Source organism: Halobaculum sp. MBLA0147 (assembly GCF_041361345.1).
In the GTDB taxonomy this organism is placed as follows: Archaea; Halobacteriota; Halobacteria; order Halobacteriales; family Haloferacaceae; genus JAHENP01.
The window spans coordinates 1-25732 of the sequence record NZ_JBGKAD010000003.1; the positions used below are offsets into that span (position 1 = coordinate 1).

The 25732-nt window shown below is 70.0% G+C and carries 22 protein-coding genes; 14 read left to right on the plus strand and 8 right to left on the minus strand.

The genetic code is table 11. From position 1 onward, the window contains the following. A partial coding sequence (locus RYH80_RS16445; RefSeq protein ID WP_370905141.1) for a PAS domain S-box protein occupies nt 1–4410 on the plus strand: 4410 nt, incomplete at its 5' end. A gap of 48 nt (nt 4411–4458) precedes the next feature. Here the strand turns inward: RYH80_RS16445 and RYH80_RS16450 are convergent. Beyond that, entirely contained in the window at nt 4459–5913 is a 1455-nt protein-coding gene (locus RYH80_RS16450; RefSeq protein ID WP_370905143.1) for an ATPase domain-containing protein, read from the minus strand. 185 nt (nt 5914–6098) lie between these two features. On the opposite strand from RYH80_RS16450, the gene RYH80_RS16455 reads away from it, so the two are divergent. Beyond that, nucleotides 6099–8117, plus strand: coding sequence for a PAS domain S-box protein (locus RYH80_RS16455; protein WP_370905144.1), 2019 nt, complete (start codon nt 6099–6101; stop codon nt 8115–8117). Between the two features lie 95 nt (nt 8118–8212). Further along, nucleotides 8213–9142 (plus strand): hypothetical protein, encoded by a 930-nt coding sequence (locus RYH80_RS16460; RefSeq protein WP_370905145.1) that lies wholly within the window; start codon nt 8213–8215, stop codon nt 9140–9142. A gap of 5 nt (nt 9143–9147) precedes the next feature. Here the strand turns inward: RYH80_RS16460 and RYH80_RS16465 are convergent, their stop codons facing one another. Next, nucleotides 9148–10401: a PQQ-dependent sugar dehydrogenase gene (locus RYH80_RS16465; RefSeq protein ID WP_370905146.1), complete on the minus strand. Its 1254-nt coding sequence runs from the start codon at nt 10399–10401 to the stop codon at nt 9148–9150. Between the two features lie 132 nt (nt 10402–10533). On the opposite strand from RYH80_RS16465, the gene RYH80_RS16470 reads away from it, so the two are divergent. The 3 genes from RYH80_RS16470 to RYH80_RS16480 all read left to right on the plus strand — a co-directional run bounded on the left by RYH80_RS16470 (nt 10534) and on the right by RYH80_RS16480 (nt 14091). Next, nucleotides 10534–11385 (plus strand): NmrA/HSCARG family protein, encoded by an 852-nt coding sequence (locus tag RYH80_RS16470; RefSeq protein ID WP_370905147.1) that lies wholly within the window; start codon nt 10534–10536, stop codon nt 11383–11385. A gap of 73 nt (nt 11386–11458) precedes the next feature. Next, nucleotides 11459–12220 carry an aldo/keto reductase gene (locus tag RYH80_RS16475; protein ID WP_370905149.1) on the plus strand — a complete coding sequence of 254 codons (762 nt, stop codon included), beginning with the start codon at nt 11459–11461 and terminating at the stop codon, nt 12218–12220. 98 nt (nt 12221–12318) lie between these two features. Continuing rightward, nucleotides 12319–14091: an FAD-binding domain-containing protein gene (locus tag RYH80_RS16480; protein WP_370905150.1), complete on the plus strand. Its 1773-nt coding sequence runs from the start codon at nt 12319–12321 to the stop codon at nt 14089–14091. On the opposite strand, the gene RYH80_RS16485 is transcribed toward RYH80_RS16480, so the two are convergent. Next, nucleotides 14074–15330 carry an RNA-guided endonuclease InsQ/TnpB family protein gene (locus tag RYH80_RS16485; protein WP_370905437.1) on the minus strand — a complete coding sequence of 419 codons (1257 nt, stop codon included), beginning with the start codon at nt 15328–15330 and terminating at the stop codon, nt 14074–14076. The two genes, RYH80_RS16480 and RYH80_RS16485, sit on opposite strands and share 18 nt — an antisense overlap. Nucleotides 15331–15502: 172 nt before the next feature. Further along, nucleotides 15503–16255 (minus strand): sugar phosphate isomerase/epimerase family protein, encoded by a 753-nt coding sequence (locus tag RYH80_RS16490; protein ID WP_370905152.1) that lies wholly within the window; start codon nt 16253–16255, stop codon nt 15503–15505. A 100-nt stretch (nt 16256–16355) separates the two neighbouring features. On the opposite strand from RYH80_RS16490, the gene RYH80_RS16495 reads away from it, so the two are divergent. From RYH80_RS16495 to RYH80_RS16515, 5 genes are all read left to right on the plus strand, one after another. After that, the gene (locus RYH80_RS16495) at nt 16356–16619 is read left to right on the plus strand and encodes a hypothetical protein (protein WP_370905153.1); all 264 of its coding nucleotides are present in this window, start codon (nt 16356–16358) and stop codon (nt 16617–16619) included. A gap of 133 nt (nt 16620–16752) precedes the next feature. Then, nucleotides 16753–17682 carry an HFX_2341 family transcriptional regulator domain-containing protein gene (locus RYH80_RS16500; protein WP_370905155.1) on the plus strand — a complete coding sequence of 310 codons (930 nt, stop codon included), beginning with the start codon at nt 16753–16755 and terminating at the stop codon, nt 17680–17682. 130 nt (nt 17683–17812) lie between these two features. Further along, complete coding sequence (locus RYH80_RS16505) at nt 17813–17977, plus strand: hypothetical protein (RefSeq protein WP_370905157.1); 165 nt, start codon at nt 17813–17815, stop codon at nt 17975–17977. Nucleotides 17978–18311: 334 nt separating this feature from the next. After that, complete coding sequence (locus RYH80_RS16510) at nt 18312–18815, plus strand: hypothetical protein (protein ID WP_370905158.1); 504 nt, start codon at nt 18312–18314, stop codon at nt 18813–18815. Nucleotides 18816–18929: 114 nt separating this feature from the next. Further along, the gene (locus RYH80_RS16515) at nt 18930–19247 is read left to right on the plus strand and encodes an RPA12/RPB9/RPC11 RNA polymerase family protein (RefSeq protein ID WP_370905160.1); all 318 of its coding nucleotides are present in this window, start codon (nt 18930–18932) and stop codon (nt 19245–19247) included. 44 nt (nt 19248–19291) lie between these two features. Here the strand turns inward: RYH80_RS16515 and RYH80_RS16520 are convergent, their stop codons facing one another. The 3 genes from RYH80_RS16520 to RYH80_RS16530 are packed head-to-tail and all read right to left on the minus strand — an operon-like array spanning nt 19292 to nt 22700. Next, on the minus strand, nt 19292–20941 hold the full coding sequence (locus RYH80_RS16520; protein ID WP_370905161.1) for a hypothetical protein: 1650 nt from the start codon (nt 20939–20941) through the stop codon (nt 19292–19294). After that, nucleotides 20938–21852 (minus strand): ABC transporter ATP-binding protein, encoded by a 915-nt coding sequence (locus RYH80_RS16525; protein WP_370905162.1) that lies wholly within the window; start codon nt 21850–21852, stop codon nt 20938–20940. Before RYH80_RS16525 ends, RYH80_RS16520 begins: the two co-directional genes overlap by 4 nt. Beyond that, nucleotides 21849–22700: a CPBP family intramembrane glutamic endopeptidase gene (locus RYH80_RS16530; RefSeq protein ID WP_370905163.1), complete on the minus strand. Its 852-nt coding sequence runs from the start codon at nt 22698–22700 to the stop codon at nt 21849–21851. The genes RYH80_RS16525 and RYH80_RS16530 overlap by 4 nt, the downstream gene beginning before the upstream one ends. 100 nt (nt 22701–22800) lie before the next feature. On the opposite strand from RYH80_RS16530, the gene RYH80_RS16535 reads away from it, so the two are divergent. The 3 genes from RYH80_RS16535 (at nt 22801) to RYH80_RS16545 (ending at nt 24083) form a co-directional block, all read left to right on the plus strand. Then, nucleotides 22801–23142 (plus strand): ArsR/SmtB family transcription factor, encoded by a 342-nt coding sequence (locus RYH80_RS16535; RefSeq protein ID WP_370905165.1) that lies wholly within the window; start codon nt 22801–22803, stop codon nt 23140–23142. A 3-nt stretch (nt 23143–23145) separates the two neighbouring features. Continuing rightward, nucleotides 23146–23451, plus strand: coding sequence for a DUF7521 family protein (locus RYH80_RS16540; protein ID WP_370905166.1), 306 nt, complete (start codon nt 23146–23148; stop codon nt 23449–23451). A 176-nt stretch (nt 23452–23627) separates the two neighbouring features. Next, the gene (locus RYH80_RS16545; protein ID WP_370905168.1) at nt 23628–24083 is read left to right on the plus strand and encodes a DUF6176 family protein; all 456 of its coding nucleotides are present in this window, start codon (nt 23628–23630) and stop codon (nt 24081–24083) included. A gap of 47 nt (nt 24084–24130) precedes the next feature. Here RYH80_RS16545 and RYH80_RS16550 read toward each other — a convergent pair whose 3' ends face one another. Continuing rightward, nucleotides 24131–25483 carry an FAD/NAD(P)-binding protein gene (locus RYH80_RS16550; RefSeq protein WP_370905170.1) on the minus strand — a complete coding sequence of 451 codons (1353 nt, stop codon included), beginning with the start codon at nt 25481–25483 and terminating at the stop codon, nt 24131–24133. Nucleotides 25484–25732 lie beyond the last annotated feature (249 nt).

Here is a 25732-nt window from a genome sequence, read left to right on the forward strand (position 1 = left end):
ATGTCCTCCCGAGGCGGGAGTTCCCCGCAGGCCGCCGGTGGGCGGCCGTTGTACGTCGTCGGTGCGAGCGAGGTGGACGGGCAGTCCCCGTTCGTCTCGCGGCTGGCGGACAGGCAGTCGGCCGGTCGTGTCGAGACACTCACGCCGGCCGCACTGGCGGCACGCGACACGACCACCGACTCGGCCGGTGTCGTCTGTCGCACGTCGACGACGGACGACCTCGACGCGCCGGCACTCGTGGAGACGATCACGACCGACGCGCCCGTGGTCGTGGTCGGGACGGACTCGGACCCGGCCGCACTCTACCGCGCCGGCGCGACGGAGGTCGTCCCGCTTGACGCCGCCACCGCGCCGGACGCGGCCGCGATGCAGGCGGCGCAGACGGTCGACCGCCACCACGAGCGCCAACCCGCCGTGGCGGCCGTCGACACGGACGGCGCCGGACTGATCGTCCACGACCCCGACAGCGGCGCGATCAGAGCCGTCAACGACCGGCTGCGACAGCTCCTCGGCTTCGGTCGCGACCGCGAGGTGACGCTCGACGACGTGACCGGCGCGAACCCGGAGTTCTCGCGTGAACGCGCCGTCTCGCTGGTGCGCGACGCCGCCGACGGCCGACCGCGCACGTTCGAGTGGATCGAGCCGGACGGCGTCGAGACGACGTGGGTCGAGGTGTCGCTGGAGCGGTCCACCGTCGGGGGCGAGCGGGTCGTGTTGGGGACGGTCCGCGACGTGCCCGACCGGAGCGACGCGGGCGGGAGCGTCCCCGCGCCCACCTCGGACGCGGTGGCGACGACCGGCGCCGTACCGTCCCCCGCCGAGGGTGTCGGTCCACTCCCCGGCCGCCCGGACAGAGCGCGGGCGAGACGAGACGGCACGAGAGCGACTGCCGGTGGGGTGGGGGAGACCCCCGTGGCCGCAGAGACGCAGGAGACCGCTGCGGCCACCGAGACGCAGGAGAGGGCCGTGACCACCGAGACGGAGGAGACCGCTGTGGCCACCGAGACGGAGGAGAACGTCGTGACCGCCGACGCGGCGGAGACCACTCGCCAGACGCGGGCGTTCGATCGGGTCGACGACGCGTTCCTCTCCGTCGACGAGGACTGGTGTGTCGAGTACGTCAACGACGCCGGCAGACGCCTCTTCGCGGACGCAGCGGGGCGGGACGACTGGCGAGAGATGAACCCGACTGGCACGTCGCTGTGGGAGCTGATCCCCGACGAGGTGGTCGCGAACGCACGGGACAGGCTCGTCCGTGCGAACGAGATCGGCGAACCCGTGGAGTTCGAACAGCAGTGTCCCCAGATCGACGGCTGGTTCGACGTGTGTGCGTACCCCGGGGACGACGACGGCGTGTCGATCTACCTCCACGACGCGACCGCTCGGAAGATGAAACAGATCGAACTCCGACACGCACGCGAACGCGTCGAGCAACTCCTCGACCGGGTGGACGACGCCTTCTTCGCACTCACGCCAGAGTGGGAGGTGTCGTACGCGAACACCGATGGGGCAGCGGTGTTGCGCGAGGCGGCTGGCATGGCGGAGGCAGAGCCGGTCGTCGGGATGGCGATCTGGGAGGAGATCGCCGACGAAGCGGCGACCGCCTTCGAGGAGCGGTACCGCTACGCGATGCGCGAACAGGAGAGCGTGACGTTCGTCGAGCGGTACGAGCCGATGGGCGTCTGGTTCGAGGTGCGCGCGTACCCGGACGACGAGGGCCTGTCCGTCTACTTCACCGACGTGACCGAGCGGAAGGAGCGCGAACGCGAGATGGAGCGGTTCGGCGAAGTGCTCGGCGGGTTGGACGACGGCGTGTACGCGGTCGACGCCGACGACGAACTCGTGTACGTCAACGACGAGTTCGCGGCAATGGAGGGCGTCGACCGCGAGACCCTGCTCGGCACACGCCTCGACGAGTGGGTCACCGACCAGTCGCGCGACTGCGTCCGTGACGTTCGGGAGCGCGCCGCCGACGCCGAGGGGGTCGCGCAAGTCGAGTGTTCCTACCGGCCGACGAACGGCGAGGAGTTCCCGGCAGAACTCCGTATCTCCACGGTGTCACAGGCCGGCAGCGACCTGGGCCGCGTGGGCGTCGTCCGCGACGTGACCGAGCGGACGGAACGCGAGCGGGAACTCCGCATCCGCGAACAGGCGATCGAGGAGTCCGCGCTGGCGATCACCCTCGCGGACGCCACGGAGCCGGACACCCCGCTCACGTACGTCAACGAGTCGTTCGAGAGTCTGACCGGCTACGACGAGGCGGACGTGCTCGGCCGGAACTGCCGGTTCCTGCAGGGGCCGGAGACGGACGACGAGACCGTCGCGAACCTCCGCGAGGCCGTCGCGGCGGGTGAACACGTCTCCACCGAAGTCCGCAACTACACCGCCGACGGCGAGCCGTTCTGGAACCGAGTGGAGATCACGCCGATCCACGACGGAGACGGGAACGTCGTGCGGTTCCTCGGTACGCAGACGGACGTGAGCGAGGAGCGCCGCGTCCGGCAGGTCCGCAAGCGGATGTTGGCGACGACCCGGGGGATGTTGTCGGCGGAGTCGCCGACGGAGATCGCGGAGTTGGTGGTCGAGGCCGCGGGCTCGGTGCTGGACCACGAGTTCAGCGGCGTCTACCTCGCGGACGACGACGGCGACCTCGAACCGGTCGCGTGGTCCGACAGCGTCGACGAGGTGTTCGGGGGGCCGTCGCTGGCACGTCCGAACGACGCGGTACAGACCGCCCACGAGACGGGCCAACCGGCGACGTACACCGACATGGAGGCGGCACTCGGTTCGCGCGCCGCCAACTACCCGGAGCTGGAGTCGCTGCAGGTGGTCCCGATGGGCGGGGCGGGCGTGTTCGTCGCGGGTAGCTCCGAGGAGTACGGCTTCGACGACGGCGACGTGGACCTCGCGCAACTGCTCACGGTGAACGCGACCGTCGCGTTGGAGCGGGCCCGTCGTGTCCAGGACCTCGTCGAGTACGAGACCCTCTTCGACACCGTGGAGGACAAACTGTACGTGTTGGACGCGGACGGCTACTTCCAGTTGGTGTCGGACCCGCTGGCACGGCGGCTCGGCTACGAGCCGGACGCCCTGACCGGTGAACACGTCTCGACGGTGTTGACCGACGAGACGGTCGCTGCGGGGACGAACACGCTGGTCGAGCGCCTCCGTGAGAGTGCGGGCGAGGAGATCGCGACCGACGGCCTCGGTGTCGGTGCCAGCGGCTACGAGGGGGCGGCGGTGACGAACGACGGCGAACGCGTCCCCGTCGAGATCGACCTCTCGCTGTTGCCCACCGACGACGGCTTCAGAGGCTCGGTCGGCGCGGTGCGAGACATCAGCGAGCGCCGTCGCAGCCAGGACGAACTCGCGGCGTTCCGGGACGCCATCACGGAGAGCGGTGTCGGCGTCGCCCTGTACGACGACGCGGGGCGGATCACCTACGCGAACGACCACTACGCGGGGTTGTTGGGCGAGTCTCGCGAGGCGGTCGAGAGCGGGCGGGTGTGGAACCGGGTCGCGGACCTGACGTACGAGTCGTTCGCCGACCACTGGGCGTCGTTCGCGAACAACGAGACGCGTCAGCGGGAGACGGAACTCGTCAGAGCCGACGGCACGACGGCCCCCGTCGAGACGACGACGACGGCGACGGAGATCGGCGGCTCGCTCACCCACGTCCAGACGGTCCGAGAGATCACCGGCCGCCGCGAGCGTCGCCAACAGGTTGACACGCTCCACCGGGTGATCCGGCACAACCTGCGTAACGACATGACGGTCGTGTTGGGGCACGCCAACCGGCTGGTCGAGGATCTGGACGGCAGCGTCGCCGAGAGTGCCGAGATGATCGCGAAGACGGCGGAGGAACTCGTCGACCTCTCTGGATCGGTCCGAGACGCCGAGGCGATCCTCGACGGGGAGATCGTCCGCCGGCCGACGGACGCCGTCCGCGTCGTCGGGAACGCCGTCGACTGGCTCGCAGACGAGCACGCGGTGACGCCGACGACGGACCTCCCGGAGACGGCCGCGGTCCTCGCCGACGAGACACTGTCGCTGGCGCTGCGGCACCTGCTGGAGAACGCCGCGGAACACGGTGCCGGGGGCCACACGACGCCGAGCGGTGAGGGTAACGACGACCCCGACGTGTCGGTGTCGGTGGCGGAGATGCCGGAACGCACCGGGTGGGTCACGGTCGAGATCGCCGACGACGGGCCGGGCATCCCCGACCAGGAGTGGGAGGTGTTGAGCGCGGGCGAGGAGACGCAACTCGACCACGGGAGCGGGATGGGCCTGTGGATCGTCCACTGGATCGTCTCGCGGTACGGCGGCGAACTGGAGTTCGACGCGGACGACACCGGGACGACCGCCCGGATCGCGCTCCCGACGCCCGACGCCGACGACGTGTCGGTGTGACCCCGCTCTCGGTGGCCGATTCCTCGCGGCCCGTCCGAGTCGTCCCGATCACCCGTCCGTGTCCGCCGACTCCGGCACGCCGGAGACGACACCACGGAGCCCCCGCAGCGGCTCCCCGAGTGCGACCCCGTCGGCCCCGATCTCGAACTCCCGGAGCGTCCGCTCGAAGCCGCTGGTCCGCTTCTTGAGCACTCCGGCGACCTTCCGGAGCTCCCCGTCCAACTCGACGTGTCGGAGGAAGACGACGTTGTCCGCGAGGTAGCTCACGCCGGAGCCGGTCGCGGTGAAGTCGCCGACGACGGACTGCGTCTCGTCGGTGAGGAACGTCGTCACGCCGGCGTTCGCGAGGTACCGCCCCAGCGCGTGGAGCCGACGGGTGAGCCGGTCCTCCTGTCCCTCCAGCGTGAGCCGGTAGCCCGCCACGCCGTCGACGACGACGAAGTCGGTGTCGTTCCCCTCCACCTGCTCGCGGACGAGCGACGCGAACTCCTGTGGACCGTACCGGAGCGGTTCGATCTCGACGACCTCCAGGGTCCCCGCCTCGACCATCTCCGTCACTGGGATGCCGATCGCCTCGGACCGCTCGCGGAAACTCGGCCACCGCTCCTCGAAGAGGTACACGACTGTCCGCTCCCCGCGCTCGGCGGCCGCGGCCGCGAACTGCGTCGCCAGCGTCGTCTTCCCGGCGCCGGTCGGCCCGGACAACACCGTGATCGTCCCGCGCTCGACGCCCCCGCCGATCATCGTGTCCAACTCTGCCACGCCGCTGGACAGCTGTTCCAGATCCGTCTCGACCGTCCGCTCGCCCGGTTGGAGCGCCGGGAACACGGACACACCCGTCTCGTCGATCCGGTAGGCGTGCTCGCCGGAGAGACTACCGGAGCCGCGGAACTTCGGCACCGAGACGGTCTCGACGGGACCGCTCGGGTCGAGTTCGATCAACCCGTCCGTGACGAACTGGAGGTCGTCGACCGGCAGGTCGGCGCTGGCCTGTGCGGTGAACACGACCGTCGCGTCGCGCTCGGTGAGGAACCGCGACAGGCCGAGCACCTGCTGGCGGAACTGGTGGTCGTCGGGCGTGAGGTAGTGGAGCTGTGTGATCGGGTCGACGACGACGCGGTCCGGGTCGACGCGCTCGACCGTCTCGCGCACCTCCGCCCGGAAGGAGCCACCCTCGACCTCGTCGGGCGCGAACACGTCGTAGGTGCCCTCCTCGGTGAACACGTCCGCTCGTGGCGAGAGGTCACAGACCACCACGTCGCTCGTGTCGATCCCGACGGCGGCGGCGTTCGACCGGAGATCCTCGACGTCCTCCTCCAAGTTCACGAACAGCGTCGTCTCGTCGGCGTCGGCCGCGTCGAGGAACGACAGCGCCAGCAGCGTCTTCCCGGCGCCGGCACGGGCACTCACGACGTAGCTCCGGCCGGCGAGTAGTCCGCCGCGGAGCACACGGTCCAGTCCCTCGACCCCGCTCGTGACACGGGTCGGCTCGGCCTCGGTCATACCCGCTCCGACGGGCGGCACGGCGTTAACTGTTCGCCAGCGAGACCGACGCCCCGCGGACGGCGCCTCGCTCGTCGTCGGCCCGACCCACGTCCGGTCGTCGCGGTGTCGGCACCGTCGCCTCTCGCCACCGGATCGGAACACCGCCACGCTTGTTACGCACGCGACAGTACGGAGAGTGAACGATGGCCGACGACTCGTGGTCGGACGACGGCGGTGCCTCGGATCCGGGGACCGCCACCGAGCAGCGCTCGTCCGATCAAGACACGGTCCTCCTGGTGGGAGCCCCGGACCGCGACCGCGAACTGTTGGCCGAGTGGCTGCGTGGGGTCCCGCGGTACGACGTGATCGTCCGGGGTCCCGACGACGGTCCGCTCCCGGAGTACGACGTGGCGCTCGTCGACGCCGGAGTGGTGGGCGCCCGCCGCCCGGAACTCCGTGCGAGACGCGAGGCGGCGGACCCACTGTACCTCCCGCACGTGGCGATCGGCGGGGACGAGACGGCGGCGGACACGGAGTTGGTCGACGACGTCGTTCAGACGCCGATTTCGCAGGACGACCTCGGCCGGCGACTGGAGAACCTCCTGCGGGCACGCCGCACCTCGCTGCGACTCTCGCAGGTGCGCGACCAGTACGAGCAGTTGGTCGCGTTGACGCCGGAGACGATCCTGGTCGTCCGCGACGGGACGATCCGGTACGTCAACGACGCCGGCCCGAGTCTGTTCGGTGTCGAGAGCGCCGACGACCTCGTCGGCCGCGCGGTGACGGAGTTGGTCCACCCGGACGACGAGCGCGCGATGCAGACGGCGCTGGCGACCGTCGAGCGCGACGGCAGACTGGAGGAGTTCCTCGAACTGGAACTCCTCACCCCCGACGGAGAGAGTCGTGTCGTCGAGGCGGCGGGCGTCACGGTGACCTACGAGGGGGAGCCGGCGGCGCAGTTCGTGGTCCGCGATCTGAGCGAGCAGCGCGAACGTCGCCGACAGCTGACGCTGATGAGTCGCGCCGTCGAGTCCGCCTCACAGGGGATCACCGTCGCGGACGCCCAGCAGGACGACGAGCCGTTAGTGTACGCCAACGAGGCGTTCGAGCGACTGACCGGCTACGACAGACAGTCTATCCTAGGGCGCAACTGCCGGTTCCTCCAGGGAGAGGGGACCGACCCGGAGACCGTCGCGCGGGTCCGGCGGGCCGTCGACGAGGAGCGGCCGGTCTCCGTCGAGTTACTCAACTACCGCGCCGACGGGACGCCGTTCTGGAACCAACTCGACATCGTCCCGATCCGCGACGACGACGGGTCGGTGACACACTACCTCGGGCTCCAGACGGACGTGACCGAACGGAAGACACGCGAGGAACGGCTCTCCGTGTTGGACCGCGTGTTGCGACACAACATCCGCAACCGGACGAACGTGATCGCCGGCACCGCGGAACTCCTCCTGGAGGGGTTGGCCGAACCAGAGGACGGCGACGGAGCCGACGAGGACACCGGAACTGGAGCCGACGAGAGCGCGGCGAGCGCCACCCTCGGCTTCGACGACGAGACCGCCCTCGAACGGATCGTCGACGCGGCGCGAGAACTCGAGGTGATCAGTGAGCAGGCCCGCGAGTTCCAAGCGATCGTTGGGGACGACGCCGTCGAGACCGTCGACAGGGATATCCAGTCCGTCTTCGAACGGTTGACCGAGACGCTCGCCGACGAGCCGGGACGACTGGCGTTGCACGCACCGGACGGGTCGTTCGTCGTCCGCTGCCACCCGAAACTCGCGACCGCGCTCGCGGCCGGCGTCGAGTCGGTCCACCGGTCCGACCCGACGGGGATGGACCTCTCCGTGGAGTTGTCGCGGCGCGACGACAGAGTGATCCTCGACATCGTCGACCGCGGCAACTCGATCCCAGAGGCAGACCTTGAGGCGATCGCGGCAGAACGGGAGACACCTATCGAACACTCGCGTGGGCTGGAACTGTGGATCGTCCGCTGGACCGTCCTCGCCTCCGACGGCGACGTGAGTGTCCGACTCGACGGCGACAGCCCGTCGTTGCACATCACCCTCCCGGCTGCAGACGGGCAGACGGACGACGGAGTCGCCGCCGTGGCAGACGACGGAACGGAGGTCGACGACGGAGTCACCGCCGTGGCAGACGACGGAGCCGACGCCGACACCGAGACAGACGACGGTAGCGACACTGGCGCCGGGTCGTAGCGTCGGAGACGGACCGCGACGTCGAACCTCGTCCGACTCCGTGACCGCCGGCGCGTGACACAAAGCCCTTACACCGACGAGTTAAATCGACTCTCGTGAGACGATCCCGAACCGAGGACGTCGACCTCCAGTCCGACGACGGCGGCGATCCGGTCGCCGCCGCGAGCAGTCGGCAGGTCGTGGTCGCCACACTCCAGTGGGGACTGGTCCAGACGTTCCTGCTCCAGACGGCGGCCGGTGTGCTCGCCGGCTACGACGCGTGGATCGGCGGCGTCCCGCCGGCGTGGCCCTCGTCGCTCCGGTTCGCCGCCCTCCCGGCGTTCCTCGTCGGCGCGTACGGTGGCTACCGGTGGCTCGAGGCTGGCCCCGGCGCGGCGACGAGTGACGCGCACCGACGACGCGTCCGGTTCCTCGGCGTGTTCCTCGTCGGGTGGGCACTCGCCAGCGTTCCGGCGCTCGTCTGGGAGCTGGCCGTCACAGAACCGCTCGGCACGCCCGCGGGGGCTCTTCTCCCGGGGCTCTCCGGTCTCGCTGCACTCACCGCTGCGTGGCTGTTCGGTTACCGGACGGGTGCCGACGGCCCCGCGTGGTACCGCCGTCGGCGGGGGCACGTGCTCGGTGCCGTCGCGGGCTGTCTGACTGGGATCGCCGTCTGCGTGCTCCTCGTCGCTGCGGTCGGCCTCACACTCGACGGTCCCGGCCGCACGTCGACACCTGCTCGCGTGACACCGCTCGTCGGCGTCGCGATCGCGACGCTCGGGGGTGTCGCAGTCGGTGCGCGGGTGCCCGACCGGGTGCGCGAGTACCTGACGCTCCTGGTCGCGTCGACGTTGGCACTGAGTGTCGCCGTCGGCGTCGGCGCCGTCTTCCTCGCCGTCTCCGGCCTCGGTGGGTCACTCGGCGGTCTCGCCGGCTCCGTCGGTGCCACGCTGGCGTTCGTCGTGCCGCTCGCGAGTGCGCTCGTCGCCTCGGCGGTGGCCGCGTTCTGGGCGGAGACGGACGTGGTGGCACGGGTGGTGGGGTGACGGACTCACGCCGGCTTCAACCGCAACAGCGGTGCGTCGCCCGCGTCGACGATGGCGTACAGGTAGCCGTCCGGCCCGGTCTCCACGTCGCGGAGGCGCTGGTTGCGGTCCTCCAACAGCGTCGGGGCCTGCCGCACGTCGGTGCCGTCGACGACGAACCGGGCGATGGCCCGCGAGGCCGTCCCGGCGACGAAGAGGTCGCCGGTCCACCCGGACACGCGGTCGCCGGTGTAGAACGTCGTCCCGCTGGGTGGGAACCCCCCGGAGCCGCACGGCCAGCCGAACACCGGCGCGATCACGTCCTCGCGGTCGTCGTGTGACACGCCGATCGGGTCGCCCGACCCGTAGGTACACCCCTCGTCGGCGACGGGCCAGCCGTAGTTGCCGCCCGCCTCCAACACGTTGATCTCGTCGCCGTCCTGTTCGCCGTACTCCGACTCCCAGATCGCGCCCGTCTCCGGGTGGACGGTCAACCCCTGCGGGTTGCGGTGGCCGTAACTGAAGATCGTGTCGCGGGCGTCCGGGTCGTCGACGAACGGGTTCGACTCCGGCACGGAGCCGTCGGGACGGAGGCGCAGGATACAGCCGAGTTCCTCGTCGACCCGCTGCCCGACGTGGTCGGGACCGAAGTTCTTGAACTGGCGGTCCCCGACGCTGACGTACAGCAGGTCGTCGGGGCCGAAGACGGCCCGCGAACCGTAGTGCCCGCTGGACTCGACGAACGGCTCGGCGGCGTGGAGTCGCTCGAAGTTCCGCAGTCGTCCCGCGTCGGTGTCGAGTCGCCCGCGGCCGACCGCCGTCGACGACTCGCCGTCGGAGCCGGCGACGGAGTAGGTGAGGTACAGCCACGGCTCCTCGGGGTACGACGGGTGGACCGCGGCGTCCAGTAGTCCACCCTGTCCGCGAGCGAACACCGACGGCGCACCGTCGACGGGCGTCGTCGCGCCGCCTCCGGGGTCCACCAGTCGGAGTGAGCCACCCTGTTGGGTGACGAGGAGCCGGTCGTCACCGGGGAGTGTCGTCACACTCCACGGCGAGGCGAGACCCGTCGTCACCGTCTCGACGGTGTACGACGGTGTCGGAATCCGGTCGTCGCCGTCTCCGTCGGAGCCGTCGGAGTCGTCGCCGTTCGCCCCACCGCCGCCGTCGCCACCGGAGCCACTCACCTCGGTGTTCTTCTCGACGGAGAACGTCGTACAGCCGGCCACCCCGGCCGTCGTCGCGGCGCCGAGCGCCGCCAGGTAGTCGCGTCTGTCCATCGGCTCGACCGTAGGGCCGTGGCGGTATCAACGACACGTCGCGTGACCGGACTCGAGACGAGACGAGAACCCGTCGCGGGGGTCGCGACGCCGGAGAGGTGGGTTCAGGTAGCTGGGCACCCGAGGTGGAGTGTGACACGGACGGTACTCGTCGCCGGTGCGACCGGGACACAGGGCGGTTCGGTGGTGGACGCACTCCGCGCGGCGGACGCTCCGGTCGCCGTGCGCGCACTGACGCGGGACCCGACGAGCCGCGAGGCACGCACGCTCGCGGACCGCGGTGTCGAGGTAGTTCGGGGCGACTTGACCGACCGCGAGTCGATGGACGCCGCCGTCGACGGTGTCGACGCCGTCTTCGGGGCGACGGCGGCGTCGTCCGGCGACGGGGAGCGAACGCAGGGGATCACGCTTGCAGACGCCGCCGCGGCGGGCGATCCGGACCAGTTCGTCTTCAGTTCCGGCGGGAACGCGGACCGGCGTCCGGGCGTCCCACACGTCGACGCGAAACACGACGTGGAGCGCCACCTCGCCGATCTCGACCTGCGGACGACGGTGATCCGCCCGCACTCCTTCTTCCAGAACTTCGAGCGCGAACGTCCAGGGATCGAGGAGGGGCGCCTCGCCGTCCCGCTGCCACCGGGCGCGGACCACGTCCTCGTCGACGCCCGCGACGTGGGACGGTTCGCGGCGCGAGCGTTCGCCGAGCCGGAGCGGTTCGACGGCGTCACGGTCGAGTTGGCCGGCGAGGTGACGACCGCCGAGGCGCTCGCGGAGACGTTCGCGGACGTACTCGGCCAGTCCGTCGCCCCGGTCCACCTCCCACTGGAGTCGGTCGGCGACGAGCAGGCTGCGTTCTTCGAGTTCCTCTCGACGGCCGAGGCGGACCCCGACCGGCTCCGCCGCGAGTTCGGCTTCCACCCCCGCTCGCTGCGCTCGTACCTCGAGGAGACAGGGTGGGGCGAGCGACGCGGCCCGGCTCGGTGATCCGGCGGCGTCTCCGACACCCGCTCGTCCAGTGAACCGTCAGTCTCTTGCAGAGTCGATCGCAGGCGACGGTATGGAGTTGCCACCGGTCGGGCTCGGGACGATGGGTGTCGACGACCCGACCGTCGTCCGCGAGGCGCTCGCCGCGGGGTACCGCCACCTCGACACCGCACAGATCTACGAGAACGAGACCGTCGTCGGTGCCGGGTTGGCGGCCAGCGACGTGCCTCGCGAGTCGGTGACGGTCGCGACGAAACTCTGGATCGACGCGTTGAGGGACGACGCCGTCCGCCCGAGCACGGAACGGAGTCTCGACCGCCTGGAGCTGGACGCGGTCGACCTGCTGTACGTCCACCGACCGCGTGGCGAGTACGACCCCGAGACGACGCTCCCCGCCGTCGAGGCCGTCCGACGTGCGGGCCTGACTGCGGCCGTCGGACTGAGCAACTTCGACCCGGACCAGTTGGCGGTCGCACACGACCACCTCGACGAGATCGCCGCCCACCAGGTCGAGTTCCACCCGTACTGGGGCGACGAGCGGCTGTTGGCCGACGCCCGCGAGCACGGGTACCCGATCGTCGCCTACTCTCCGCTGGCGGGTGGTGAGGTGCTGTCGGACCCCGTGATCCGCGAGATCGCCGACACGCGGGACACCTCGCCCGCGGCGGTGTCGATCGCGTGGGTGTGTTCACACGACCCGGTCGTGACGATCCCGAAGGCGAGTTCGCCGGCCCACCTGCGGGCGAACCTCGCCGCGGCCGAGTTGGAGCTGTCCGACGCCGAGATCGAGCGGATCGACGGGATCGAGCGCGAAGTGGAACTGTTCCCCGAGTAGCGCCGCCGCCCGAGGGTCCTCCACTGCGGCCGGCCGAGTGTTCCCCCACCGGAGCGGGGCGAGGGTTTTCGTTCACCGCGCGCCTACGACGGTTCGACATGAGTGGGCCCGAGGGTGACGTGTCCGGTGTCGGTGACGCCGACAGCGGTGCGACGACCGACACCACCGCCGGTGAGACGGCGACCGACCCACCCGACCCGGAGTCGGGTGTCGTCGTCGCTCCCGAACGCGTCCCCTCCCCGAGCGAGTTCGCGGCACGAGACGAGCGGGGTGACGCGGCCGACCACGTCGACGGAGACGACGCCACCTGCGTCGACGACCCCGAGGCGGACGCCCCCACCGGTACGGTCGTGTGGCACCGCGAACACCTCCGCACGGCGGACCAGCCGGCGCTGGCCGCGGCCGCGGCTCGCAGCGACCGCGTCCTCCCGCTGTTCGTCTTCGACCCGACGTTCTACGGCGACCGCGGGTTGGCGTGTGACGCTCGCGTCGCGTTCATGCACGACTGTCTCCGGGACCTCGACCGCCAGTACCGCGCGGCCTGCGGGACGGGACTCACACTCGCCCACGGCGACCCCGTGGCCGTCCTGGAGCGGTTCGTCGACGCCGGCTGGGACGTGGTCGCGCCGCTGTCGCCGACCGGACGGTACGGGCTCCGGCGCGACGAGCGCGTCCGCGAGCGGTGTGGCGTGCGATTCGTCAGCGGCGACGGTCTCGTCCGCGGCGTCGACGACCCACGCGAGAACTGGCAGGAGCGCGTCGAGACGTGGCTCACGGACGACCAGTACGACTGGGACCCCACCTCCGTCGCGGTCGACAGTATCGACACCGGCGTCGGCGTCGAGCAGATCGCCGACACCTACGACGTGACACCGCAGAAGACGATGGTGCCTGAGGGTGGGACCGCGGCCGCGTGGGACCAGTTGGCGGGGTTCGTCGACCGGATCGCCGACTACCCGGGGAACATCTCCTCGCCGGTGGACGCCCGCGACGGCACCAGCGGGCTGTCCCCGTACCTCCGGTTCGGCTGCCTCTCCGTCCGACAGGTGTTCCAACACGTCCACGACGCCGCCCCGGCGTGTCGCGGGCGCGAGATGTTCGTCTCGCGACTGTTCTGGAACCTCCACTACCGCCAGAAGCTGGAAGACTGGCCCGGTTGGCTCGATACCGCCTGCAACCCGGAGTTGGAGGGGTTCAACGCCCACCGACGCGACCCGGAACTGATCGCGGCCTGGAAGGACGGCGAGACGGGGTTCCCGATGGTCGACGCGAGTATGCGGTGTCTCCGCGAGACAGGGTGGCTCAACTTCCGGATGCGGGCGCTGTGTGTGAGCTGTTACTACCACGTGCTCCAACAGCCGTGGTGGGACGGTGCCGACTACTTCCACGAACACCTCGTCGACTCCGTCGCGGCGATCAACTACACCCAGTGGCAGTACCAGTGCGGGCTCGTCGGGAAGCCGACGCTACGGCTGTACAACCCGGCGAAACAGGTCCGCGACCAGGACCCAGACGGCGAGTTCGTCCGGCGGTGGGTCCCGGAACTGGCCGACCTCCCGGACGAACACCTCCCACGACCGGAGAAGACGCCGCTGGCCGTCCAGCGGGAGTGTGGCGTCCGGATCGGCGAGGACTACCCGTACCCGGTGCGGGAGTTCGAGGCGGCCAAAGAGGAGTTCTGGGACCGCTACGAGGCGGTCCAGCCGCGGGCGGCCGCACGACTCGCCGACCCCGAGGTCGCACGCCGCGCGTCGCTGTCCGGCGGCTACGACGCCGCTCGCGCCATCGCCGCCGAGTACGGTGAGTCCGACGAGGAGGCGACTGGCGATCAGACGAGTCTCGGCGCCTTCGAGTCAGCTACCCACCGCTGAAGCGGTGGGCTTGTCGGTGGACTCCCGTTCGAACTCCAAGCTGGAGTGGACACTGGATGTGTCGCTCACGTTCAACGTCCCCGACTTCAGGGCCAGCTGGCCGGTGCCCAACCCATCGGGACGTTTGCCCGATGGTACAGCTAACAACCGCAGACCGATGTTCTTCGAGGCGTTGTAGTCCCCGTCGACCTCGTACCCGCATTCGTTGCACGCGAACCACCCCGTCTCCGGGTCACGGTTCGTACTGGATTGGTGGCCACACTGAGAGCAGGTCTGCGAGGAAAAGGCAGGGTTGACCGACTCGACGCGAATCCCGTACTCGCTGGCTTTGTACGCGATCTGCTCCTGGAGTTCCCGGAACGCCCAGTTGTGCATCTGGCGTTTGACCCGGTCATCGTGGGCGTCCATCCGCTCGCGGATGTGGGTCAGGTCTTCGACGGCGATGTACGAACAGTCGTGGGACAGAGCTTCCTCCACGACTCCGCGCGAGATGTTGTGCAGGCGGTCCAAGACGAAGCGGTTTTCTCGTCCCGACAGTCGCTGTAACACCTGCCGAGCGGAACGAGTGCCTTTGTCTTGGAGGCTTCGTCGCACGCGGAAGTAGTGGTTCTGCCTCCACAGCAGTTCGCCACCGTCGAAGAACCGTCCCGTGCTGGTTACAGCGACGTTCTTCAGGTTCAAATCCACACCCAGCACCCGGTCGCCGTCCCGTTGCTCTACCTCTTTTCGCACGACGATGTGGAGGTAGAACGTGTCGGCATCCGGGTCGTAGTGGAGTTCGCCCATCCGTTTCTCGTAGTCGTCGTCTTCGAGGTACGACCGCTGGTACTCACCGAGTACGAAGTCGGATTCGACCCGGCCGTTCACCGTCGAGAGGGTCGCATACTCGTCTTTGATGGTGAGCGTCCGCTTGTCGTACACGACGGTTGACTGGTCGAAGGTCGGGAGTGGTCGGCTGTTCCCCTTCTTCCAATCTTCGACGGTGGATTTCAGCATCTCCACGGCCTTCGAGTACGAGCGCACCACGAGGTTGGCGGGGAGGTCGGTTTCGTCCCGTAGGTCGTGGTACACTTCGTCGTGGATGGTGGACTTGTTGGTAATCAGGTAGCCGTCGTCGTTCTCGCCGTGGTTCACGGTGTAGTTGACGGCGGTTTGGAACTGCTGGATGGTTTGATGGAGGTCGTCGTGTTGCTCATCGGGCACGTTGAGTTTTACCCGAACCGTTCGGTCAACCTCCATCACGACTTCACACATAGGCCAGTTTCTTATGAGCGTTTGGGAGTGAGTCGGTCGTATGTTGATAGGGTGTCACGGTGTTGTCGGCTTCCTCCCACCCCTGAAGGGGTGGGCTTCCGCCTTGCTCCGCTGTGAGGACGGCCCGGCGTCGACCGGCCGGCGACACCGGCGCCCGTCAGAGATCACCGGCGAGTGCGGCACGGAACCGCTCGGCGGAGGTGGCGAGGTACTCTGCGTCGTCGGTGAACACCTCGACGGAGGCGGTCGCGTCGGACACGGTCTCGGCGATCACCGGGCCGAGCGCGTCGAACTCTACGTCGCCGCTACCGACCGGGAGGTGTGTGTCGCCGCGGTGGCGCACGTCGTGGACGTGGAGGTGAGCGACGCGGTCGCCACGGGTTCGGAGGAACTCGACGACACCCTCCGTGTCCGCCTCCGCGGCCGCGTACCCCACGTCGAGACAGACGCTCACGTCCGCGGCCGTCGCGAGTTCGCCGACTCGGTCCAACGAGAGTCCACCGGCGTAGCCGACGGTCTCGAAACACACCTCGACGCCGTGTGCCGCGGCGCGGTCCGACAGTTCCGCGAGTCGGTCGATCAGCGTCTCCGTCGCGTGGCCCGCGCCGCGAGCACTCGGGTGTGCGACCGCCCGCTCGACGCCGACACTCGCCGCCACCTCGCACAACTCGTCGACGTACGCCGCCGTCGCGGCGTCGATCTCCGGCACCGGGGTCGCGATCGGCTGGTGGTACGGGAGGTGGACGACCGGGTCGAGTCCGGTCTCCGCGAGCACCTCGCGGACGGCGTCCGGCGCGAACTCCTCACGCGTGATCTCTCCCTCGCCGAGACCGAACTCGACGAACGCGAACTGTTCGGGCAACTCCGTGGCGGTGTCGAGGTACGGCCCGACGGCGGCTCCGATCTCCATACCACCCCGGTCGGGCGCCGGACACCTGTGCGTGTCGTCGTCGATCCATCTCCCTCGACGTGTCGGAACGTTGATACCGGGCTACGCCGTCACTGTCGCCGTGCGACGATTCCACCTGTTCTACGGCTCGCTGTTGGTCGCCGGTGTCTCGTGGACTGTCGGTGTCACCCCGACACTCGTTCGTGACGCGGTACGTCCCGTGGACGTCGGTTCGCTCGTCGCGAGCGTCGGCGTGGCGCTGGTCGCCACCTTCGCACTCGTGACTGACTCTCCCGACGAGTTCGAGGGGTCCCGGGTCGCCACCCTGTCGACGGGGGTCGGCGCGGTCGGTGCCCTCGTCGTCACACTGCTCCGACTCCTGTGAGTCTCCCACCGCCGGTCGAGCGCCGGTGTCCGGCGACGGTGGACACACTCGGCCCGATTCGTAGCCCGTGCGATCCGGGTGGAGTTATAACGAACGCGTGACAGACGAACGTGTACCCGCGGAGGTCCGCTCGATGCAACTCCACCCAGACCGCGTCCACGTCGTCCCGCTCCAGTACGAGTACGACAGAGTGATCGAACCGCTCCGGAGCCACGGTGCGGACGTGGTGTACCTCCTGTACGACGAGACACTGCCGGAACGGCCGACGTACTGGGACGAGTTGGGTGCGGAGATCACCGACGGGGTCGTCGCCGAGAGCGACTGCCACTGGATCGGTGCCGACCACGGCGACCCCTACGACGTGTTCGGACTCGTGACGACGCTGTCACAACACCACTTGGAAGACAGCACCGGGGTGAACGTCGCGACGGGGAGCACGCTCGCGGCCATCGGCGCGGCGTTCGGCTGTATGGACACGGACACGGCGGCACAGGCGTACTACCCCCACGCGGCCTCGCGTGCCGTCGACGGAACCGAGGAGCCGGTCACGTCCGGCTACGACGGGGAGACGGAACTGGTCGAGTACCCGATCTGGTCCCCCTCCCGGGAGCAGGTCGCGATGCTGGCCGTCGTCACCGTCGAGAGCGACTCCGTCGCAGACCCGAAGAAACGCACGTTGATCGACCGCGGGCTGGAGTTGGCGGTCCGGCACGACGAGACGCTCCCGTTCGTCGAGGGGGCGGTCGCGGCCGCCGCGGACGACCGCGCCGACGGCGAGCCGATCGAGTTCGGCACCCACCTCTCGCGGAGCGAACAGGTGAGTGCCTACGCCCGCCTGAGCAGTCACGTCACCGACCCGCTGGAGGACCGGGGCTACCTGGAGACGCGCGAGTCCGGCCGACAGGTGATCCTCGAACCGACGGAGACCGGCCGGAAGACGCTGCAGGCGTTCCGCCACGAGATCGAGTCGCTGCTGGACCCGCTGTCCGAGATCTACCGCCGCAGCGGCATCCCCGACGCCGAAGTCCCCGACTGGCTCGAACCCGACCTTCCGGAGTACTGATAGGACTGGTTCGCTCGGGACGGCCTCTCGGGCACTGCTCGACTCGTTCAGCATTGTAACGATGTCGTCGTTAGTAATCACACAGTACTGACACACGTCCCCGGCGTACGGGAGAGTGAGGTGACACGAGATGCGCCCCAAAGCCCCCGCAGATCCGAAGACGAGTTGGAGCCACGAACGTGACCGCACCGTCTCGGGACGGTCGGTCCTGCTGATCGCCGCCGTCGCGGTCGCGTTCCTGGCGACGCTGCTCGTCGTCTCGTACGTCGTCCCACTGTTGGGCGCGCTGGCCTGACGGGAGCCCCGTTCACGCCTCTCGCGCCCGCAGTCTCGGCTCCGACGGGACCGAAGGGCCGGCGGGGCGACACGCTCGCCCCACCGGCCCGGTCCCCCCGGCCGGTCCGTCGTGGAGCCGGACCGACCGGTGCCCTCCACCTCGACGCTCCGGCCCTCCACCTCGACGCTCCGACCCTCCACCTCGACGCTCCGACCCTCCACCTCGACGCTCCGGCCCTCCACTCGGAGGCGGACGACGCGGGCCGTCCACTTCCCGACGCCACTCGTGTGTCGTGTCGAGCGCGCCACCGTCCGAGCGGAACCGCTTAGCGCCCGCGGACCCACCACCGAGCGTGCCCACTCCAGACGGAGCCGTCCCGACTGCCGTCACCGACGCCACGGTCGTCTACGGCGGGGTACTCGTCGACGACGGCGTCACCGTGCTCGCCTGTGGCGACCGACGGGCTACGGCGTTCCTCACGGCCGTCGGGACCGTCCGCCGTGACCTCGACCGCTTCCTCGGCGACCTCGAAGACGACCTCGGAACCGACCTCGGACGAGTCGGTCGCTACGGCGAGTCGCCGCCCGACGACGACCCGCCGACTGTCCACGACCGCGAGCGTGCGGCCGCGCTGACGCGACGCGCCCGAGCCGTCGCGTTCCACCTCCAGACGGCGGACGGGCGGTGGCGACGAGTTCGCGAGACGGACCGAGACGCCTTCGCGTCCGGAGAGTCGCTCCCCGCACTCGCACGACTGGCGCGACGCACGAGCGAGGACGCCCGCCGCCGGGTCGCGGCGCGACCACCGGCCGTCGTCGACAGACTGGCGGACGCACTCGACGAGGGTGGATTCTGACCGAGGTCGGCCGGCGACGCGATCGGTCCGGATCGTCCGACCGTGCGATCACACGACCATCCCCGCGCAGGGAGCGTAACACACATACTCGCCAGTCCAGTGATCCCACCCGATATGCAATTCTGTGACGAGTGTGGCTCGATGATGCACACGGAGGGCGACACGTGGGTGTGCGGGTCGTGTGACAACGTCGACGAGCGGGACCCGGAGGCGGAGGCGGCGATGACGACGCGGGACGGACAGCGAGACGACGGCGCACCCGACGTGGCCGACGCGACCCGAGACGCCGACGAGACGGTCGCAGAGCCGTGTCCGGCGGAGGACTGCGACGGCGAGCGGGCGAACTACGAGATGCTGCCGAAACCGGGCGGCTCCTACGAGGTCCGCCTGTTCACCTGCGTCGAGTGTGGTCACAAGTGGCGCGGGTCCTGAGGGCGCGACTCCCGCGCGGTCACCACTCACCTGCGAGACGTGTGTCACGACCGACGCGTCCAGAACGCGACGGTCGCGGCGAGCAGTCCGAGGGCCGCGGCGACACCGGGGACGCCGAGCCGGATCGCCTCGTCGGTGACCCCGAACACGTCCAGCGGAGCGAACCCGTTGAGGGTGCCGGCGTACCAGACGACGAGCGCCCCGAGTGGGAACGCTCGTCGACCGCCCATCCAACCGAGTGCGGCCGCGACCCCGGCCAGACACACCACACCACCGAGCGGCGCGACTGCGGCGGCCAACTCGCCTGCGAGTGCGAGTCGGACGGACACACCACTCACCGACGCGACGCCGACGAGCACCGCCGCGGCCAGCTCCGCCGGTGGCCGTCGGTGGGCGTACCGTGTCGCGCCGATCACCGGCACGGTCCCGTGACGGTCGGCTCGGACACCGACGGCAGACCAGACGAACAGCGGCCAGATTCCGGCGACCGGGAGGACGACCGCTCGCGCGGTGTCGGCCGACACCGCGAGACCGGCCACCACGAGTGCGAGTGCCCCGAGTCGCCACCGCCGCGACTGGCCGGCGAGTGCGACACGGAGTTCGCCGAGTACGAGTCGCCCCCACGACGCCGACCGCGTCGTGTCGGACTCGCCGAGCCACGACAGATCCGACACCGCACCCGACGCCGCAGCCGGTGCCCCCGTTCGCTCCGAATCCTCGCCGGTGGCGCCGTGTCTGCCGTCGTCGCTCGTGGCGCTGTGTTTACCGTCGTCGCCGGTAGCGCCGTGTCCGCCGTCGTCGTTCGCGAGCAGGTCGCTCCGGTCGAACGCCACCGCCCCGACGACGAACAGTGGGAGCGCGGCGGCGACCAGGAGTCCCCGACCCACGAGCGCGTGACCGTCCAACCGAACTCCCTCCCAGACGAAGCGGTCGGTGACCGTCGCCCCGCTCACGCCGAAACTGGGTAGCCGCGTCGGTGTCGATCCGTCGGCGAGCGCTCGCGCCGCACTCTCGACGACCGGGGTGAACCCGAGCGGGTCGACCCACGCGAGGGTCGGTCCGATCGTCGGATCGGGGAGTCCCGGGGCAGAGACGCCGACACTCACCAGCCCGACCGTCGCGCCGAGGACCACGAGTCCGCAGCCGACGGCGACGTAGAGTCCCCCGGCGACCGAGTGGAGTGGGCGGACCGACGCGAGGACCGCGATCACGGCGGCGGCGAGGACGACGGTCGGGACGACCAGGAGGAGGAACGTGATCACCCCCGTCGGCGAGACGGCGACGCCGAGCGAGACGAGACTGGTGAGCAACGCACCCAGGAGGACGACCCCAGTGAGCGCCCCGAGCGAGACGACGGTCTCGACCACGGTCGCGAGGAAGACCAGTCGATCCGAGGCGGCCGTCGCCGCGCAGACCTCGCCGACGCCGGTCTCGCGGTCCCTCTCGAGCACGCCGCCCGCGACGACCCACCCACCGAGCAAGACGACGGTCGTCGCGGTCATCGCGGCGACCGACACGAGCCACGGTCCGTTGCGGACCGGCGCGACGGTCCCGCCGAACGTCAGCCCGACCGTACCGGTCGTGATCGAGGCACCGAGGTAGGCGACCACACCGACCGCCGCGAGGAAGCGCCGTCTCCGTGTCCGTTCGCGGACGCGGCCGCGGACGATCCGGGCGAGACGACGCACCGTCACCGCTCGACCACCCCTGGGTCGACCGCTCGGGTGGCGGCCGTGTCGACGATGTCGAGGTAGGCGTCCTCCAGCGTCGGCTCCCGAGGTTCGGCGTCGGGCGTGGGTCGCTCCGTCGCGATCACGTCCACAGTCACGCCGTCGCTCGTCCGTGTCGTCGAACGCACCCGGTACCGCTCCCGGAGGTCGCTCACGCCCTCTCGATCCGTCTCGACGGTCCAGCAGTGACCCGCCACCCGGTCGATCAACGACGCCGGTCGGCCCCGCTCGACGACGCGGCCGTCGGCGAGCAACACCACGTCGGTCGCCGTCGCCTCCACGTCGGGGACGACGTGTGTGGAGAACACGACGACTCGCCGTTCGCCCAGTCGGGTCACCAGATTCCTGAAGCGGACACGCTCGGCCGGGTCCAGCCCCGCGGTCGGCTCGTCGACGATCACCAACGCCGGGTCCGACAGCAGCGTCGCCGCGAGGCCGACCCTGCGACGCATCCCCCCGGAGAAGGTTCCCAACCGCTCGTCCGCCGCGTCGGAGAGGTTCACGGTCTCCAGCAGCCGCTCGATCCGGTCGGCGGCGGTGTCCGACGGCACCCCCTCCAGCGCGGCGACGTAGTCCAGGTACTCGCGGGCGGTGAGGTTCGGGTAGACGCCGAACCGCTGTGGGAGGTACCCACACACCCGTCGGATCGCGGCCGGCGTGTCGGTCACGTCCTCGCCGTCCCACTCGATCCGCCCACTCGTCGGACTCGTCACTCCCGCGATCGTCCGCAGGAGGGTCGACTTCCCGGCGCCGTTCGGTCCGAGGAGTCCGAGCACGCCCACGTCGGCCTCGAAACTCACGTCGGAGACGACGGTCGTCTCTCCGTACCGTTTCGTCACCTCGTCGACACGGAGGCGGGGACCGGTGTCGCTCACGCGTGTTCACCTCCGTCGACGGCGTCGCGCCAACTTCTCGTGTCCACGAGCGAGCCGGCGACTCGCGTCCGTCCGTACACCGCGAGCGCGACCAGTGCCGTCACCCAGATCGGGACGGTCTGTGAGAGGTACCGGAGCGCCGTCGATGTCGTGCCCGCCGCCGCGGCGGGGTCCATCACGACGTTGAACATCCCGTGACACAGCATCACCGGGAGGATACTCGGCCCGCTCTCGTTGTACAGCCAGGTGAACACCACCGAGACACCGACGACGACGACGGCGTACGCCGGGAGCACCACCACCGACCCGTACGAGTCGACACCTAGCAGGAACATCGGGATGTGCCACACCGTCCAGACGACACCGACGACGACGCTCGCGGTCGCGGCGTCCGTCCGCTCCTGCAGGACCGGCAACGCGAACCCACGCCACCCGAACTCCTCGTTCCCGCCGTAGAGCAGCGTCGTGGCGACGAGAGCCGACGGGATCTGCGGCGGGAGTCCGACGAGGACACTCCAGTCGGCCGACCCGGTCCACAGCGACAGACCGCCGACGATGGCGACGGCCCACACCGCAGGTAGCCCGAGTGCGACGAGGTACCACCGCAGGTCGGTGCGGGGATCGAGCACGCTGCGGAGCCAGGCGCGGACGCTGTCTCCACGGAGGCGTGTGACGATCGCCGCGGCGACCGCCGGTCCGAACGCCCCGACGACGACCCCGGCCTCGACGCCGGCGAGCAGCGACGGCACCCACACGCTCCAACTCAGTGCCAGCGCCAGCACGAAGTAGGTGGTTGCCGGAGCCGACTGTCCGATCGACCGAACGCGTGTTCCGATTCGCGTCGACATCACGAGGGTCGTGGGGCGGGGAGGTGTAGAAATCGCGAGCCCGGCTTCAGTCCGTGAATCTGGGTGGCATTTATGATCCCAGGGGGCAGACACGACCCTCATGGCGGACGAGGGGGACCTCGAGGCGATCGGTGCGGTTCTCGAGGACGACACGACCCGTCGTATCCTCGCCGAGACCAGCAGTGAACCCATGACAGTCAACCAGTTGGCGACACACGTCGACGCCTCGAAGCCGACCATCTACCGTCGCATCGAGCGACTCGAGGACCACGATCTGGTCGCTGCGACCATCCACCCGTCGGAGACGGGCCCCCACGAGAAGGTGTTCCGAGCGACGTTCGACCGGGTGGTCGTCAGCCTCGAAGACGGGACGTACACGTACGACATCGAGCGGACCGAACGGATGTCCGACCGCCTGACACGGTTCGTCGACAAACTCTGACCCATGCTCACCACGACGCCACTCCAGTCCGTGACGGTCGAGACGGTGCTCGCGGCGAGTCAGTTCCTCGTCTCGCTACTCGGCCTCACCATCGCGTACATCGCCTACGACGGCTACCGCCGACACGACCGGCTGACGATGTTGTACTTCTGTCTCGGGTTCGTGCTCCTGTTCGGACCACCCGCCGTCGTGGGTGTCGCGGTCGTCTACGTCGGCGTCGGTGGCGAGGTCGCGGCAGCCGCGATCACACAACTCTCGAAGATCCTCGGGCTCGCATTGGTCGTCTTCGCACTCAGAGTCGACCGGTGAGCGGCTCGCAGACCGGGGGAAGCTTCGAGAGGGTGGCCACCGACCGGGGGAAGCTTCGAGAGGGTGGCCGCCGACCGGGGGAAGCTTCGAGAGGGTGGCCGCCGACCGGGGGAAGCTTCGAGAGGGTGGCCGCCGACGGGGGAAAGCTTCGAGAGGGCAGCCGCCGACACGCCGGTGTGGCAGACGTCGCACTCACCAAGCAGCGCGTGGCACCGGACCGCGTCGACCGACTCCGCGAGTGGATGGCCGAGGTGAAGACCCGCGAGTCGGAGGCGTTGGAGACACTCGCCCACGAGGGGATGGTCGCGGAGGCGGCGTTCCTCGACGAGGGACCGGAGGAGACGTACCTGTTCTACTACATGGAGGCCGAAGACGTCGACGCGGTTCACGAGGCGTTCGAGTCGTCACCGTACGAGATCGACCGCGAACACGCGGCGGTGCTCCGCGAGGTCGCCGCCGAGGAGCAACCGGACGAGCAGCCGGAACTCCTCTACCACCTCGTCGACGGCGACGCCGCCCGCGAGCAGGACGGCGGCTTCTCGCCCGGCGGTGTCGAGCCCGCGGACGCGGCGGACGAATCCGACGGCGACCCGGACGCGGCGGACGAGTCCGGCGACGACTCGACGGAGTGAGGAAGCGCGCGGCCGGGATTCGAGGGAGTGACCCGGAGAGACGCCGGTCAGACACGCCCCGGTCGTGCGACGGCGTCGCGGTCGAAACTCCGGTCCGCGACCCGACAGAGTCGTTCGGCGGCCATCCGCGCGCCGACGACGTTCGGCGACAGCGGCCCGACCGAGGTGACGGCGAGCGCGCCGCTGACGTGCACTCGCGAGCGACTCCCGTCTCGCCGACGCCAGGCGAGGGTGTCGTCGTCGAGGATCGGGTAGTCGTGCTCGCCGCGCGCCAACGACAGTTCGTCGGCGACCGCGCCAACCAGCGAGTGCTCGGCGACGGACTCCACGCCGGTCGCGAGCACGACCCGTGCGTCCGCGACCGTCTCGCCCGACGCGGTCCGGAGTCGGAGCGGTCGCCCCGTCCCGGCACACGCCGTCTCGGGGCACGCCGACCCGCTCTCCGCTCCCGCGTCGTCGACGGTGGCGGCGACGACTTCGCGCTGGCGCGCCGCGAGTCCGCCGTCCCGACGTGCCTGCCGCAGTCGTACCGTGAGGTACGGCGGGACGGTGCCGTCGTTGCGTGCCGCCTCGATCAGTTCGTACCGTTCTGGCGCGCCGGGTGGGAGGCGGTGGAGCGTCCCCTCGACGTGGCTGGGCCGGGTCCACGCAGTCGGCGCCTCTGCCTGTGACACGTCGAGTGAACTCCGACACAACAGCGTCGCGTCGCGCTGCTCGCCGAGTCGACAGGCGAACTGGCCGGCCGTGACGCCGCCGCCGACCACCACGGGGCGCTCGTCGGCGGCCAGCAACGCGTCCGTGTCCAGATCTTCGTCCCAGACGTGCGAGACGGCGGCACCGTCCGGCAGCGACGCGGCCCACTCCGGGACGCGCAACCCGCCGTCCAACCCGACGGCTAACACCACTCGGCGACCACGAACGTCGCCGACCGGTGTCTCGACGTGGAGGGGTCCCTCGCCGGGTGTCGGCGGGCGCGCGGCGCCACCACAGCCGGCGTCGGCGTCTGCGCCCTCGGCTGACGAGATTCCCGTCGCGGTCGTCATCACGTGGGTCTCCTCGAGGTCCCACCGGTCGACGGTCCAGTGTGCGTGATCCAAGAACAGCGACAGTGACGGCCGGTTCGGGTAGTCGGTCGTGCCGATCAACTCCCGCGTGCGGTTCCGCTCGCTCGCGAACCGCTCCAGCGAGTCCGACGGGACGTCGAGGTGGTGGCCCACGGGCGACCGGAGCGTCTGTGTCCCGGAGCGGTGGGCGCGCTGCTCGAAGGTCGCGAGGAACTCCTCGTGTGGGTCGACGATCCGCATCTCGTCGGTGCCGTACCCCGCCGCCCGAAGGTGTGCGGCCACACAGACGCCGTGGACGCCGCCGCCGACGATCACCCACTCACACGGCCCGGTCACTGCGGTGTCACCTCCGACGCGCCGGTCGTGCCCACACACGGCCCGAACCGGCCGGCGGATACTCCCTCGACGGGCGCCTCCTCACCGCGGAGTCGCCCCGATCTCCGGGTGGGCGTGTGTGGACCTCTCACGACCACCACTGGGACGCCCCGGTACAAATACTGTGTCCCGTGGGTATCGCGAGTGAGACTCGGGGTCAGGGCGGCGACTCGCCGTGTCGCGGCCGGTCACGGCACCGCGACGCACGGC

Coding starts and splice junctions, on each gene's coding strand:
- RYH80_RS16450 (WP_370905143.1), bottom strand. CDS start 5,913: ATGACCGAGGCCGAGCCGACCCGTGTCACGAGCGGGGTCGAGGGACTG.
- RYH80_RS16455 (WP_370905144.1), top strand. CDS start 6,099: ATGGCCGACGACTCGTGGTCGGACGACGGCGGTGCCTCGGATCCGGGG.
- RYH80_RS16465 (WP_370905146.1), bottom strand. CDS start 10,401: ATGGACAGACGCGACTACCTGGCGGCGCTCGGCGCCGCGACGACGGCC.
- RYH80_RS16475 (WP_370905149.1), top strand. CDS start 11,459: ATGGAGTTGCCACCGGTCGGGCTCGGGACGATGGGTGTCGACGACCCG.
- RYH80_RS16480 (WP_370905150.1), top strand. CDS start 12,319: ATGAGTGGGCCCGAGGGTGACGTGTCCGGTGTCGGTGACGCCGACAGC.
- RYH80_RS16485 (WP_370905437.1), bottom strand. CDS start 15,330: ATGGAGGTTGACCGAACGGTTCGGGTAAAACTCAACGTGCCCGATGAG.
- RYH80_RS16490 (WP_370905152.1), bottom strand. CDS start 16,255: ATGGAGATCGGAGCCGCCGTCGGGCCGTACCTCGACACCGCCACGGAG.
- RYH80_RS16500 (WP_370905155.1), top strand. CDS start 16,753: ATGCAACTCCACCCAGACCGCGTCCACGTCGTCCCGCTCCAGTACGAG.
- RYH80_RS16505 (WP_370905157.1), top strand. CDS start 17,813: ATGCGCCCCAAAGCCCCCGCAGATCCGAAGACGAGTTGGAGCCACGAA.
- RYH80_RS16515 (WP_370905160.1), top strand. CDS start 18,930: ATGCAATTCTGTGACGAGTGTGGCTCGATGATGCACACGGAGGGCGAC.
- RYH80_RS16530 (WP_370905163.1), bottom strand. CDS start 22,700: ATGTCGACGCGAATCGGAACACGCGTTCGGTCGATCGGACAGTCGGCT.
- RYH80_RS16535 (WP_370905165.1), top strand. CDS start 22,801: ATGGCGGACGAGGGGGACCTCGAGGCGATCGGTGCGGTTCTCGAGGAC.
- RYH80_RS16540 (WP_370905166.1), top strand. CDS start 23,146: ATGCTCACCACGACGCCACTCCAGTCCGTGACGGTCGAGACGGTGCTC.